This is a genomic window from Paenibacillus sp. R14(2021), assembly GCF_019431355.1.
Taxonomy (GTDB): Bacteria; Bacillota; Bacilli; order Paenibacillales; family Paenibacillaceae; genus Paenibacillus_Z.
Genome location: NZ_CP080269.1, coordinates 1485508 through 1500216 on the forward strand (window position 1 = coordinate 1485508; position 14709 = coordinate 1500216).

13 protein-coding genes are annotated in these 14709 nt (G+C 55.0%); 6 read left to right on the forward strand and 7 right to left on the reverse strand.

The window, feature by feature from the left end; genetic code table 11:
• Nucleotides 1–3 precede the first annotated feature (3 nt).
• The 5 genes from mutS to fabF all read right to left on the reverse strand — a co-directional run bounded on the left by mutS (nt 4) and on the right by fabF (nt 7414).
• Nucleotides 4–2796: a DNA mismatch repair protein MutS gene (mutS, locus tag KXU80_RS07145; protein WP_219837542.1), complete on the reverse strand. Its 2793-nt coding sequence runs from the start codon at nt 2794–2796 to the stop codon at nt 4–6.
• A gap of 84 nt (nt 2797–2880) precedes the next feature.
• Entirely contained in the window at nt 2881–4293 is a 1413-nt protein-coding gene (locus KXU80_RS07150) for a putative amidoligase domain-containing protein (RefSeq protein WP_219837543.1), read from the reverse strand.
• A gap of 136 nt (nt 4294–4429) precedes the next feature.
• Nucleotides 4430–4984, reverse strand: a complete 555-nt coding sequence (locus tag KXU80_RS07155; protein WP_219837544.1) for an outer spore coat protein CotE — start codon at nt 4982–4984, stop codon at nt 4430–4432.
• 122 nt (nt 4985–5106) lie between these two features.
• Nucleotides 5107–6099: an aromatic acid exporter family protein gene (locus KXU80_RS07160; RefSeq protein ID WP_219837545.1), complete on the reverse strand. Its 993-nt coding sequence runs from the start codon at nt 6097–6099 to the stop codon at nt 5107–5109.
• 67 nt (nt 6100–6166) lie between these two features.
• On the reverse strand, nt 6167–7414 hold the full coding sequence (fabF, locus tag KXU80_RS07165; RefSeq protein WP_219837546.1) for a beta-ketoacyl-ACP synthase II: 1248 nt from the start codon (nt 7412–7414) through the stop codon (nt 6167–6169).
• A 122-nt stretch (nt 7415–7536) separates the two neighbouring features.
• On the opposite strand from fabF, the gene KXU80_RS07170 reads away from it, so the two are divergent.
• On the forward strand, nt 7537–8400 hold the full coding sequence (locus KXU80_RS07170; RefSeq protein ID WP_219837547.1) for a helix-turn-helix transcriptional regulator: 864 nt from the start codon (nt 7537–7539) through the stop codon (nt 8398–8400).
• A gap of 110 nt (nt 8401–8510) precedes the next feature.
• Here the strand turns inward: KXU80_RS07170 and KXU80_RS07175 are convergent, their stop codons facing one another.
• On the reverse strand, nt 8511–10025 hold the full coding sequence (locus tag KXU80_RS07175; protein WP_219837548.1) for a carboxypeptidase M32: 1515 nt from the start codon (nt 10023–10025) through the stop codon (nt 8511–8513).
• A gap of 120 nt (nt 10026–10145) precedes the next feature.
• Here KXU80_RS07175 and KXU80_RS07180 point away from each other — a divergent pair, with 120 nt between their 5' ends.
• Together KXU80_RS07180 and KXU80_RS07185 are read left to right on the forward strand one after the other, a co-directional pair.
• Entirely contained in the window at nt 10146–10463 is a 318-nt protein-coding gene (locus tag KXU80_RS07180) for an iron-sulfur cluster biosynthesis family protein (protein ID WP_219837549.1), read from the forward strand.
• A gap of 69 nt (nt 10464–10532) precedes the next feature.
• Nucleotides 10533–11108, forward strand: coding sequence for a beta-class carbonic anhydrase (locus KXU80_RS07185; RefSeq protein ID WP_219837550.1), 576 nt, complete (start codon nt 10533–10535; stop codon nt 11106–11108).
• Between the two features lie 85 nt (nt 11109–11193).
• Here the strand turns inward: KXU80_RS07185 and KXU80_RS07190 are convergent, their stop codons facing one another.
• A complete protein-coding gene (locus KXU80_RS07190) occupies nt 11194–11727 on the reverse strand; it encodes a DUF309 domain-containing protein (protein WP_219837551.1) in 534 nt (177 codons plus the stop codon).
• Nucleotides 11728–11858: 131 nt separating this feature from the next.
• On the opposite strand from KXU80_RS07190, the gene KXU80_RS07195 reads away from it, so the two are divergent.
• From KXU80_RS07195 to KXU80_RS07205, 3 genes are all read left to right on the forward strand, one after another.
• The gene (locus KXU80_RS07195) at nt 11859–12296 is read left to right on the forward strand and encodes a hypothetical protein (protein ID WP_219837552.1); all 438 of its coding nucleotides are present in this window, start codon (nt 11859–11861) and stop codon (nt 12294–12296) included.
• 2 nt (nt 12297–12298) lie between these two features.
• Complete coding sequence (locus KXU80_RS07200; RefSeq protein WP_219837553.1) at nt 12299–12577, forward strand: YxcD family protein; 279 nt, start codon at nt 12299–12301, stop codon at nt 12575–12577.
• 146 nt (nt 12578–12723) lie between these two features.
• On the forward strand, nt 12724–14649 hold the full coding sequence (locus tag KXU80_RS07205) for a glycosyl hydrolase family 18 protein (RefSeq protein WP_219837554.1): 1926 nt from the start codon (nt 12724–12726) through the stop codon (nt 14647–14649).
• The last annotated feature ends 60 nt before the right edge of the window (nt 14650–14709 follow it).

Below are 14709 nucleotides of genomic sequence, written 5' to 3' on the forward strand. Positions count from 1 at the left end.
AAGTTACTCGTTCAGCTTCAGCTTCATATCATTCAGCCACTGCATCGCCTGCATCGGCGTCAGGTTGAACAAGTCCAGCTTCCGCAGCTGATCGGCCAGCTGCTCCGCACGCGGGCTTCCTTTGCGAGCCTTAGCGTTATCGGCCGGTGCCGGCTCCTCGAAGATCGAGAGCTGCACCACTCCGGCTGCCGCAGACAAATCGGCTGATTGATTTTCAAGCGCCGGAGCTGCGTATATAGATGCTGATTCCGCCGCCGCCAAGGCAGCCGCTCCCGAAGGGCCGGAATTCGGCTCGATACGTCGTTCACCTGCTGCGCTTGTTACAATTCCAGCCGCGGCTGCCGTTTGTTCACGAGTCACAATCGCAGTTGGCAGCAGCGTTGCAGCCGCCGCCATTTCGAGCTTCGTATGCGAATCAAGCAGCGCGTACGCGCGCGTAATAATGCTGCCTGGCAATCCGGCGAGCTGCGCGCAATAGATGCCGTAGCTGCTGCCGGCTGCACCGGGCACAAGCTTGCGCAGAAACGTAACGTTATCGCCGGTTTCCTGTACAGCCATGCACGCGTTCGCCAGATGAGGCAGCGTATCTCCCAAATGCGCAAGCTCATGAAAATGCGTCGACACAAGCGCTTTGCAGCCCACTTCGTGGTGCACGAACTCGATTACCGCCTGGGCGATTGCCATGCCTTCGCCGGTAGACGTGCCACGGCCAAGCTCGTCGATAATGACCAAGCTTTGCGAAGTCGCTTTCTCCGTCATAATTTGAATGTCTTTCATCTCGACCATGAACGTGCTTTGACCGCCGATGAGATCGTCCGCCGCTCCTATTCGCGTGAAGATCCGGTCGATCAGCGGCACCTCCGCTTGCTTCGCAGGAACAAAGCAGCCGATTTGCGCCATGATACTCACAAGCGCTACTTGGCGCATGTATGTGCTCTTGCCGGCCATGTTGGGGCCGGTAATAAGGAGCATGGAAGCATCGCTACCGCCGTCCTTCGTCAGTCTGGTATCATTCGCGATAAATGCCGCGCCTTCCATAACGGCTTCAACGACAGGATGGCGCCCCTCCACAGCGACGAAATTATAGCCCTCCGTCACAGTTGGCTTCACATAGCGCTGTTCACCGCTTACGGTCGCGAGCGATTGGAACACATCAAGCGCCGCCAGTACTTCAGCAAGCTTCTGCAGCCGGTGCAGGTGCACGGTTAGATGCTCACGAAGCTCCACGAATTTGGCGTATTCGAGATCGACCATTTTCTCTTCCGCTTCGAGGATAAGCGATTCCTTCTCCTTCAGCTCCGGCGTCACGTAACGTTCCGCGTTGGTCAACGTCTGCTTGCGCTCATACCGGCCTTCCGGGAGGCTGCCGACATTGGCTTTGGACACTTCCAAATAATAGCCGAACACTTTGTTGTAGCCGATCTTCAGCGACTTGATTCCTGTCGCTTCCCGCTCCTTGCGCTCAAGCTCCGCAAGCCATCTCTTCCCGTTCACGCTTGCTTCGCGCAGCTCATCCAGATACGCGTCGTATCCCGAACGAATCAATCCGCCTTCCCTTACGGAAACCGGCGGCTCGTCCACGATGACCGTCTCGATCATCGCGGCCAAATCGGCACAGTCATCCACGCCGGCAACCAGCTTGCGAAGCGTTGTGGAATCCGAATCCGCGCATAAGGCGGTAAGCGCCGGTACATGCTGAAGCGAAGTCTTCAGCGCATTAAGATCCCGGCCGTTCGCGCTGCCATAGGCAACGCGGCCGACAAGCCGCTCCAGATCGTAGATTTCATTCAGCTCGGTACGAAGCTCGTCGCGCAGGATGAAGCTGTGGTACAGCTTGTCCACCGCTTCAAGCCGCTCATCGATCGCCGGCTTCGAGAGCAAGGGCTTATCGATCCATCTGCGCAGCAGCCGGGCTCCCATCGACGTTCTCGTGCGGTCGAGCAGCCACAGCAGCGACCCTTTCTTGCTTCGGTCGCGAACCGTTTCCGTCAGCTCCAGGTTGCGGCGCGTGAAGGGATCAAGAATCATATATTGATTCGGCTCATACACCGAAATTCTGCGTACATGGCCAAGCGAACGCTTCTGCGTCTCGTCGAGATAGCCCGTCAGCAAGCTGACCGCACGATGCCTTGCCGGAGCGAGCGCCTCAAGCTCCAATTGGCTGAACTGCTGCTCGAGCCGGTCCGCCTGCATTGGCGCTCTATCCGTGAACAGCACGGGCCGGTTCCATCCTGACGCAGCGGGACGAAGCCATTCGAGCGCGGAGGCATCGCCGACGACTTCCGAAGGATGATACACGTTGACCTCGTCAAGCAGCGCATCCGCACCCGCGGAGAAGGAGGTCACGTACAGCTCGCCCGTCGTCAGGTCGCAGGCCGCGACGCCGTAAACGCCGCTTAGCTCCGAGACGGAGACGATGAAATTGTTCGCTTTCTCCGTAAGTGACTTACTCTCCATCACAGTTCCCGGCGTAACGACGCGAATAATTTCCCGTCTGACGACCCCTTTGGCTGCTGCCGGATCCTCGACCTGCTCACAAATCGCAACTTTATAGCCTTTTTCAATCAGTCTAGCTATGTAGCCTTCGGCGGAATGGTAGGGAACGCCGCACATCGGAATTTTCTTGTCGCCGCCGCCTTCCCGTCCCGTTAAGGTGATTTCAAGGTCTCTCGACGCATGGATCGCATCGTCAAAAAACATTTCATAGAAGTCGCCGAGACGGAAAAACAAAATCGCATCGCGCGCGCCTTCCTTAATCGCCAAATATTGCTGAATCATGGGGGTATATGCAGTCATACGGCCCCTCCTATATAAATTTGCGTGAATGAAACACCAGAACTTCATTATAACAGAAAAGCGCCCCCTCATGGAGCGCCCCTGTCAGCCAACGGTCGAAACCCGCCATTTGATACGAAAATCCGCTTCGGTATCCCATGTTTTGCCTGCGCGGATGGCCGCAAACAGCGGTTCGATCCATCTAGCGAGCTCTGCGTACGAGACCGTGCCCGCTATAGCGCCAGCGATATCATCGAAACAAGCCCTTAGCCCCGTTCGGTCCCCTGCATAATAGGCCTCGACGAAGCGCTCCTCCGTGGAAGGCAAGTACGCAAGCCGCTCGCTCTCCTTTGCGCAGAGCAGCGTCAGGGCGAATGCAGCTTTGGCGGCTGCAGGAGAGACCAGCCAGCTCGGCAGCGTCCGGTATTCGAACCCGCCGTGCGGCTGTAGCCGAAAATCGCCAAGAAAGCCGTAACGGGGCCGGCGCGCTCCGTCCGACGGCGACTCGATCATCGCGAGCGGGAACGCGACATAGCTGTCCAACTGGCGCAGCAGCCGGCCGGTCAGCGGAACTCCGCTCACATGGATATGGCCGCCGAGGGCGAAGCCGGCTGCGGGCATGCCGCCTGCCGCCCAGCGAAGAGGCGGCTGCGAGGGTATGCGCTGCGCGGCATCCTTGAGCAGGAGGCGGATATTGCCCGCTAGGCCAGACGGCGAATCAGACGGTGCCGGACGCAGCTCCGCGACGGGATACTGGATCTGGCCGCCGATGAAGACGGCATCGCAGCCAGCTCCGTGCCCGCCTTCCAAGTATCTCGCCGCGGAAACGACTTTGCCGTTCTCGGCCAGCAGCAGGAACTCCGGGTCGGCGCCGAGCATGACAGCCGGTTCGGATACGGCGCCAGCCGCTGCAGGCTTCCGGCTTGGCCGAAGCTCACGTGCAAGCTGACGGATGCCCGACACCCAAGGCTCCTGCTTATAATCGGCGGCTGATGGCACACCGATCCCCGTTACACTACTTCGGCCTTGACGATTCTCGGCAAGCACCACGGTACCGTTGTCCAATCCGCAGGCGTATAACGCACGCGCCGCCAGCCGAACGAGCGGACGATATCGCGCATCCTCTTCTTGCATGGGAGTAAAGGTCGAGGCCGCATCCACGAGAACTCGATGCGACTGATCTGGGAGGAGCTTCTCGACTGAGAGCGCGTGCAAATGAAAGAACGCCACCTTATACTGACGAACTTGTTCCAGTCCGGCGTCACGGGATACTGCGACCCCCGCACGTTCAAGCCGTTTCTTCCACGCTCCATCTCGTTCCTCCATGAAAGCCGGAAGCCCTGCGTTCAGCACCAGCCATGGATTCGCGATCCATTCGCTCCTATTTCCCGCCAATGCCGTGTCTGTCTTAATTACGGCATCGCCTGGCGCGGGCCCCTCATTCGTATGCGCTTGTTCGGCCCTGTCTAGGCAAAGCAAATACGCGGCGCCATCCTGAACCCATACACGGCCTGTCATGGGCATACACCCCCATTCATACAACGAATCCTTCCTCAAGCCCCATCGCATTATTTTTCGAAAAAAAAGAGGGCTCTCGCCCTCGAATCTTTCCCTGCCTTCGCATACGATACATGAGAACTGTAACCCGCTAAAATTACAGTTCGTCGTCGAGCAGCTCCGGATCCAAATCCTCAAACTCGCCGTCATCGCCGTACTCGTAATCTTTGCCGTCTTCGGAGCCGCCCGGCAATGTCGCTACCCATATTTTCGTCTCGGCAACCAGTTCAACCGCAAATTCGCGCTCCACGCGAATAACGACACCTGAGCCGCTGGACGAAATATTAGCTTCAATGCAATTCGGTTCTTGCGTTGACTCCGCAGATACTTCCTCGGTCGAAGCCCGGTGCTTCGGATCGAGATAGGAAAGCGGTACGTGTTCGACGTAGGAAAGTGTTTCCTTGGCTACATCGGTTTGCGAGTTTTTGTTGTAAGAATACCAAATGTTGATATCGTAAGTACCGATAACCTCGATCCCGTCTCCGGAACGGACCGCCTCGTATTGATGGTTAATAATCCAAGCGCCCAAAATGCTCGTGGGATGATGAGGCGGCGTAACGTTGTGCGTTACTGTGGAAAACTTACGACCTTTTCCGCAGACAGCTTTGGTCATTATTTCTCTAGCCTTAAGCTGTTTATCTGCATAAGCCATCGATCTAACCTCCTCCATACAATCATTCAATTAAAGTGTATGCAGGACATTCGTCTAGGGTGACTATTTCTTTTTGACATGTACAAATTTTGTGGACGATTTCAAATATCGTCCGATCGGCATTACGCCAGGTCTTCTCGGGGAGCAGCCTTCAGGCTGTTTTTTTGTTTCTTAAGCCGTTTGGCAATGGCCAAATACCGCTTCAGCTCCAACAATAAATGAAGGATCGCCGCGCGCATTTCGAATTCGTCCCGCGTGACGGGAAGCGACATGCTCCTGAAGCGTTTCTCCATGAACAGCACTTTTGTCTCCACGCCGCCTTCATATACGTCGGATTTCACATCGCTGGAAAGTAATTCGAACAGCTCAGCTGTCAATTCTCCCTGCGGAAGCACCTCATAGACAAAAGCCAGCTGGGCCAGCATTTGCCCGATCGTTTCCAGCTGCTGCTGCCTCATATCGAAATACTTCGCCCAATATCGGCTGTACTCGCTGCTCTGTCCCCAGATCCGGTTCTCGCGGCTCACCTCTGCGCGCCGAATCCCTTCCTCGACCGCCTGCCCGGCTTCCAGCAGCTCGCGTCCGTCCCATATGATGGACGGTGTACGCAGCGACTGCGCCATATGACCGAAAATAATGCCGAACTTCTCTTCCGTTCGGTGCCTAAGCTCTACCAGTTTATGCTCTTCCTTCGGCATATAGAGCAAATTAATGGCCGTTGCCCAGCCGAGGCCCGTCACAAGCAGCATGATTTCGTTACCAATGAGTACCGCAGTGACTTCTTCTCTTGCGTATACATGGAAGACAATGACGGCACTTGTCGCGATACCATCCTTCAATTGAAGCCGGGATAGAATCGGGAAAGTCAATAAGATGAAGATCGATATCGTCCAGATATGAAAGCCAAACGCCAAGAACAGCAGCGACGCGAAGAACAGCCCCAGCACAGAAGCCATAAACCGTGCAAACGCGCTTTTCAGCCCCTTCATTCGGGTAACTTCAACGCCTAGAATCGCCAGCAGCCCAGCGGAGAGCGATGGAGTCAGCCCCAAATAATACGCCGTATATAAGGCGCCAAGCGCGGCGATTGCCGTTTTGATCACGCGTATCCCCATAAGTGCCTCTCCAGACGAAAAGCCGTGAGCGCAGCGCTCCGGCTTTGGTTTTCTTCTATCCTACTCCTCATTTAAGAGATGAGTCAACCGATTTGAACACGACGACAGCGTTGTGACCGCCGAATCCGAACGAATTGCTGACCCCGATGCGGGCATTTATAGCGCGGGCTTCATTCGGAACATAATCGAGATCGCAGTCCGGGCCCGGATGGGTCAAATTAATCGTCGGCGGTACGATGCCTTCATTCAGCGTCTTCATCAAGGCGATTGCCTGCGCGCCGCCGGCTGCGCCGAGCATATGGCCGGTCATGGATTTGACAGCCGTAACCGGTATATCATAGGCCCTGCCTTCGAACAGCCGCTTAATGGCTTTCGTCTCCGATATATCCCCAAGCTCCGTGCTCGTTGCATGCGCAAAGATCACGTCGACTTCGCTAGGCGCAATCCCTGCTTCACGGAGTGCGGCCTTCATCGCCAAGTAAGCACCATGCCCCTCCGGATGCGTCGCTACCATATGATACGCATCGGAGCTCGCGCCGTAGCCGATTACTTCCGCGTACATGCGCGCTTTCCGCCTGCGGGCATGCGATTCCGACTCCAGGATGACGATGCCTGCGCCTTCCGACATGACGAAGCCGTCGCGATCGGAATCGAACGGGCGGCTGGCTTTGTCCGGCGCATCATTGCGAGTCGATAACGCCGTCGCATTGCCGAAGCTCGCCAGCGAGATATCATTCACGACCGCTTCCGTTCCTCCAGCAATGACGATATCGGCATGACCGTATCGAATGAGGCGAAAAGCTTCGCCGATTGAAGTATTGCCGATCGAGCATGCCGTAACAGGAGCCATCGTCGGACCGTGAAGTCCAAAACGCATGCTGATCATGGCTGGCGCCATGTTGGCGATGATCATCGGAACGAGCGTTGGACTCACCCGCTCCGGCCCTCTCTCGATTAGTACGCGATCTTGAGCAAGCAGCGTATCGAGCCCGCCGATGCCGGAGCCAACATAGACGCCGACGCGCTCCTTATCAATGGATGCTTCGTTTAAACCCGCATCCTGCCAAGCCTGCTCGGCTGCCGCGAGCGCGAACTGCACGAATCGGTCCATTCGCCTTGCCTCTTTGCGGCCGAACAAAGCATCCGCATCGAAATCCCGAACCAGGCCGCCTATCTTCGCTTTATGATGCGACGTATCGAAACGGTCAATGACCGAAACGCCCGATTCGCCCCGCTTCAGCGCCTTCCAATACGAATCCACCGTGTTTCCGAGCGGGGAGATGATGCCAAGCCCCGTAATGACGACTTTCTCCATGCCTGCCTGCCTCCTTGTAATTACCCTTGTGGTGCTATGTTGGCATACATGGTATCCTATTACAAGTTGTCAGTTATCCTAGTATAAAAACCACTATACAATTTTCGTAAGGAGCTCTCTCATTGAATCATCCTACTCGGCTTAAAGCCTTATCGACATTTCTTGCGGCACAGCGCGCCAAACTCACTCCGCAGGCTGTCGGCATCGAACCGGGACTTCGGCGACGCACGCCGGGTCTCCGGCGGGAAGAGGTCGCCCAACTGGCTGGCGTCAGTTCGACCTGGTATACGTGGCTGGAGCAAGGCAGGGATATTAAAGTGTCGGCTTCCGTACTGGAAGCCGTCTCTGCAGCGCTTCGTCTGAATTCCGACGAACGCAAATACTTGTTCGCCCTCGCGCTTGACACTGGTACCGGTATCTCGCCGCCGCTTCAGGAGGAAACGACGGTCATCAGCCCTTCGCTTAGACGGATTTTGCGCGAGCTTCATACCTGCCCGACCATCATTTCCAACCGCCATTGTCAAATTGTCGGCTGGAACGAAGCCGCCTCCCACGTGTTCATGGATTTCGAGCGAATCCCGACAGAGAAACGGAATATGATCGCCCTCTTGTTCGAGCGTAAAGAATTCAAGAGGCTGGCAGGCAACTGGGAGCAGTTCGTCAGCGAATTTCTGGCCATCTTTCGCGCCTATTACGGCCAGTATGTTGACGATGAGTGGTATGATACCTTCCTCCGTGAAATGAGCGCGACCTATCCTGAATTCAATCCCCTCTGGGAGAAGAGCCGCGTGAGCACAGCACCAGAGGTGCTGATCGAATTCCGGCATGCCAAAGCAGGCAAAATGCACTTTCATCTTACCTCACTGCAGGTGCAGGGGGAATCCGATCTGCGCTGCAGCATTTATACACCAGACGCCGACTCCTCTACCGAAAGCAAGCTTCGGAAGCTGATGGCCATAAAAACGCGGGCAGTCCCCTCCGACTGACAACGAGATGGCAGTGCATAGCGCTTGTCGGCGCATAACAACACAAGGCCGCCTTCGCACATTGCGAAAGCGGCCTTATTTGAACGATTGATACGACTATTCTGCTGAAATTACAGCTTATAGATCGCAGTATATTTCTTTTCTAAATAGTTGACCAAATATTCCGGATCCAGCGGCTTGCCGGTAATGCTCGTGATGAGCTCGGAAGGCGTTCTAAGCTTGCCATATTGGTAGACCTTGTCCGTCAGCCACTCCTTGATGGGATGCAGATTACCGCTCTCGACCAGCTCCCAGAAATTCGGCATTTCGCGCTCGAGCGTATCGGTGATCTGGGCTGCGTACATATTGCCGAGCGAGTAAGAAGGGAAGTAACCGAACGCCCCGCCGGACCAATGCACATCCTGCAGCACGCCTTCGCCGTCGTTCTTCGGCTCGATGCCGAGATATTCCTTATACTTCGCGTTCCAGAGCGCCGGCAGCTCGGATGCCTTCACGCCTTCATTAAAGATCAGCTTCTCGATCTCGTACCGGATAATGATATGCAGGTTGTACGTCAGCTCATCCGCCTCGATTCGGATCAATGAAGGCTCGACCACGTTCGTCGCGCGGTAGAAATCCTCCATGGACACGTCCAGCTGCCCCGGGAAATGCTGCTGCAAATCGCCGTAGTAGCGGCTCCAGAAGCTCATGGAGCGGCCAATCACGTTCTCCCAGAAGCGGGACTGCGATTCGTGAATGCCCATCGACGTGCCCGTCGCAAGCGTCGTGCCGATCAGATCCTTGCGGATGTTCTGCTCGTACAGTGCATGGCCGCCTTCATGAATCGTGCCGAACAGCGCGCTGGTTACGTCATCGGTCAGATACCTCGTCGTAATCCGAACATCACCCGGATTGAGGCCTGTCGCGAACGGATGCGCGCTCTCATCAAGCCGCCCCGCCGCGAAATCGAAGCCCATTTGCTCTAGAATGAACAGGCTGAACTTCTTCTGCGCTTCCTTCGCGTAAGTCTGCTTCAAGAATTCGGTTTCCGGCTGATGCGGCGATGCCGCAATGGCCGCGGATAATGGAACCAGCTGCTCGCGCAGTCCGCCGAATACGCGGTCCAGCTCCTTCGTCGTCATGCCCGGTTCGTAGGCGTCCAGGAGCGTATCGTAACGGGAGCCTTTGACGCCCCATAGATCAATGAATTGATTCGTGTATGTAATGATTTTGTCCAAGAACGGCTCGAACGACGCATAATCGCTGTTTGTCTTGGCTTCCTCCCACATGGATTCCGCCTGCGAGGTTAAGACGACGTACTCTTGATAGAGCTGCGGCGGAATTTTGACGCTGCGGTCATAATCCTTGCGCGTCTCTAAGACGAGCCGCTGATGCACCTCGCTAAGCGCGGCATTCTCTTCCGGCTGCTCCAGCGCCGTCAGCCATTCGCCGAGCTCCGGAGCCGTCGACAGCTTGAACATTTGACCAGACAGATTGCCGATTGCTTCGGAACGAACGTCCATGCCTTTGCGCGGCGCTCCCGTGCGCAAATCCCAGTAGAGAACGGCAAGCGCCTCCTCATAACTCTTAATAAGTCCGATGCGCGATACGAATAAATCCAGCACTTCGTTTCCTTTGCTTGCCATAAACGTTTCATCACCTTTCCAATTCTGATTAGAGGATGCTACTTGATCATACTTTTTGCAAACCGTATAATCAACTTTAATCCCGCGTATGTCTCATTTTCGCAAAAAGGAGTCCTTATCATGCATTTTACCTTTACAGACAGAGCCGTGGAGCAGCTAAATGCTCCGCTTGCGGACGAGAACAAGCACCTCAAATTACTCTACGATACCGAAGGCTGCGGCTGTGTCGCGAACGGGATTCCGACGCTACTATTAGTCAACGAGCCGGATCCAGACGACAAGCTCGGCGAAGGCGCGCCTTATTCGGTATGGTACGAACCCCGCTACGAAGTGTTTTTCGAGCCTGAGCTTAAAGTGGATTTTAATGCTTCGCGCAACGCTTTCGTATTAAAGAGCGACAATCAGATTTACACGTCTAATTTGCGCTTCTTGAAGTAGACTGCTTTCGTCATCCGAGCAAGAGATAGAAAAAACATGTAGTGGGACAGTAGAGGAGGAGGACCAAACTTGAGTACGATTAAAGATATGTTAGCCTTTAACGAGCAGTTTGTAGAAAACCTTGACTATGAGAAGTACGTAACCGACAAATTTCCCGAAAAACGAATGGTCATCGTCACTTGCATGGATACGCGGCTCACGGAGCTGCTGCCCAAAGCGCTCAATCTGCGCAACGGCGACGCCAAGATCATCAAGAACGCCGGCGCCATCGTGACCCAGCCCTTCGGCAACATCATGCGAAGCATTCTGGTCGCCGTCTATGAACTCGGCGCCAAAGAAGTTGCGGTCATCGGCCATTATGAATGCGGCATGACAGGTCTTAACCCGGATCTCGTCATGAAGCATATGCTCGAGAGCGGCGTGACTGAGGAAACGCTGCGTACGCTGCGCAATTCCGGCATGCATCTAGAACGCTGGCTGACCGGCTTCGACAATGTCCAAGACAGCGTCGAGCGCAGTGTCGGGATTATCAAGAACCATCCGCTTCTGCCTTCGAATACCCCTGTTCACGGCTTGATTATCGATCCGACGACCGGCAAGCTGGATCTGATCGTCGACGGGTACGGAGAAGACCCGCAAGCGTAAACAAAGACCAAAAAAGCTTAGCTGCTCGCGCGGTTATCCCGCGTTTGCAGCTAAGCTTTTTGTACGTTCAGCAGTCTGCTGCCTGCTACTGCGACTTCCGAAGCTTCTTCGCCTCTGCCGCGGCCGCTCGCGCGGCAATCACATCGCTGCGATCTCGCAGCGTATGCCGGTGCAGCAGCGCTTCGTCGGAATCGCTCGGCGCTCCCCATACTTTGCCCGATACGGCGGCAGCGAGCTGTAGTCGTTCCAGCAGTGCGGCATCGGTTAAGGGAATATTCATATCCGTGAACGACTCGCCGCGCTCCACGGCTGCAGCCTGCCGTGCAATCCGTGCAAGCAGCTCCTGCCCGTCAATGCCAAGTCGATCGGCTTGCGAGGCGGCAGCGAGATGCTCCAGCGACTGTTGAAACATTTTCAACGCACCCCGCTGATTGCCTCTCCGATGATGATAGGAACCGACGGCCAATTGAATGAGTCCAATCCATGTATCGCCGAAACCGTCACCGGGATGCTCCTTCCAATACGCTTCAAGCAGCTCATGGCATTCGAAGTAATCCCGCACAGCGTGAAATTCATAGAGAAAGTGTTCATAGGCAGCTGGATACGGGCTGTTATGCATGCTTATCCCCCATTTCCCGCAAAATCATGCTAAAAACGAGAATGAAAACTGAAACCTTTGATTATATTAATCGTAATTGTACAGAAAGGCAATATTGCATAACGAGCCAGATAACCAGGAGGAGAATTGCAATGAAGAAAGGTTTACTCGTACTGATGGCATTCGCGTTGTTCTTTGTCGTCAGCGTCGGATCCGCAGATGCACGACCTAGAGGGGGCGGTTTCAAATCGCCAAGACAGAGCCATACGACCACACCGTCCAAGCCTGCTGATAACGTCACGAAGAGCACGAACGGAACAACAAGCGGCACGCCCAAGTCGACGACGGGTACGACCGGCCAACGCGGATTCTTCAGCGGCGGCAGCTTTATGAAAGGGCTGATGATCGGAGGCATTGCCGGTTTACTGTTTGGCGGCATCTTCGGCAATATGGGCTTCCTCGGGAATATTATCGGGTTGCTTCTCAACGTGGCAGCCATTTATATTGTAATCGTTCTGATTGCTGGGATCTTCCGCTATTTCCGCAACAAGAACCGGCCCCAGCATCCCGATAACCGGAGAACCCATTAAGGATGCGGATCTATACGGACGAGATTATTAACGCTATATGCCTCCACATGGCAGATCGCCGCGGTGTCTCGCCGACTGACGTCGAAGTGCAGCTGTCGTGGGATGAGGAGTACGGCTTTACTGCAGAGGTATGGGTGCTTGGAAGAAGCCAGTATTTGGTGGAAGCGAATTTGCTTGAAGCCATCGAACAATATTTGTACAAACAGTATCAGCTTCGCAAGTTTCGTTCGCAGATCACGCTCGATGCAGACGAGGAATTCTGGGCGGATATCGAAGATTAACAGAACCTGTCAGGCAGGTGCAGCGGCAACGCTTTGCACCTGCCTCTTTTTATATGTAAATATCGGAAATTGTCGAAATCCGCGCAACCTCTTTTCCCTTCTTGCGTCTAACGGTGCAGATTAGAGAGGAGTGTATCTATTCGCCCATGCAAAAACGTATCAAATGGACCGCCGTTATCGCTGCCGCTCTGGCCTTGCAAGCCGGTTTAACGACGATTGCCATCGCTGCAGTTCACGCTGCAGACAGCACGACAAATTATCGGGTCTTTCAAAACGATAGAGCGATCAAAGAATTTGTCACCATCACCAGTGCGACCCGCTATGCCAGCACATTCGATCACGCCCATGTAGAGAAAATAGCAGGACGCGAATGGGTCTGGGATAACCTCCCAAGGTTCAAAGTTTATGAAAACGGTGTCACTTCCGCGGGACGCGAGTTTCGAACGTTGGCGGAAGCGAAGCAGTTCGCGGGAAAAGCGCGATTCGCCCAGATCCGCGATCTTGAGAAGCCGGGATTCGTACAAGCCGCCTTCCCCAATTATCGGATGTACCAAGGCGACAATTCGGCTGGCGGCTGGATGTTCAAGACGCTTGCCGAAGCGAAGCAGGCGGCCAAGCCGTACGCCAATATTCACGTCATGGATATCGCCGGCAATCAATGGGTATGGGACAACCTCTCGCCAGCACAGGAAGACGCACAGCGCCATTCCGAACCAAAGTACATCGTGACAAAAGATGGAATTTCGCTGAGTCATACATCGTACAGCTTCCTGCTTGATGCCATACGCGCCTCAGCCCAATCACCGGGCAGTTCAGTTATGAATACGTTTACGGGACAGATCGTACATACAAATCTCCCGTCTTTCACCGTCATCCAATCGGGCAAGGCGCTTGGTGCCTATTATAGTATTTACAGCGCCATTGCCTATGCCAAAACGTTAGCCGGCGCAACGGTCGTAAAAGATGGAATACCTTGGTGGACCAACATGCCCTATTTGTCCGTTTACCAAGGCGACACGCTGCTGAAAACCTTCTACACGCGGAAGAGTGCCGTTCAGTATGCGGGCCAATTTACCAATTCCAGCGTGTTGACCGCTGATTTCCGCGCAATATGGAATAATAAGAACAAGCTTCAAGTGCTCGCGTGGAACGGCGTTTCGCGCACGTCCACCATTATGGATCAAGTCAGCCGGACGCAGGGTCTGGACGTCGACTCCCCTTCCTGGTTCGAGCTCGAAGCCGCCGACGGCTCCTTCACGGATGCTTCCGACTCTGCCTTGGTGAAAACGCTTCATGCCTCCGGTATCAAGCTCACGCCGCTCGTCAGCAACCAGTTTGACAGCAAGCTGACTAGTGCGTTTCTGAGCGATCCGGCGGCGACGGGAAGGTTCATTGCATCGCTTGTTGCGAAGCTCTCCGCGCTCGGCGTCGATGGCGTAAATGTCGATTTCGAAAACCTGGCCGGCTCCGACCGTGCCCGCTATACGGCCTTTATCCGCTCCTTAACCTCAGCAGCGCATCAAGCCGGTCTTACGGTATCCATCGACCTGCCGCGCGGCGATGTAAGCTGGGATGCCAAAACCGCATATGATCACGCTTCAATGGCAGGAATTGTCGATATGATTATGATAATGGCTTATGACCAGCACTGGGCAGGCAGCGAGGATGCAGGCTCCGTCGCCGGGCTCCCGTGGGTGGAAGAAGGCGTTCGGCAGTTTCTGTCCTACGGAATTCCACGCGACAAGCTGATGCTCGGCATCCCGTTCTACGTGCGGGAATGGCGCGTGAACAGCAAGGGCAGCCTCGTAGACAGCAAAGCGATACTGATGAAGGATGTGCCGGCGCTTATTCAATCGCAAGGCGCGCAAGCCGCATTCGACGCCGCCTCCGGACAGACGAAGTATACGTACTTTGGTCAGGACGGATACACGCATATATTCTGGTCTGAGACGGCGGGTACCGTCAAAGCGCGGCTCGCCATTGCGAAGAAATATGACTTGGCCGGCCTTGCCGCCTGGCGGCTCGGCTTTGAGCAGGCTACCCTCTGGAACATGCTGCTTCAGCGGAAATAATGGCGCTGCTCGTCGCAGGTGGCATTCTTACCATCCGTTATGTTATGATGTTGGGACAGC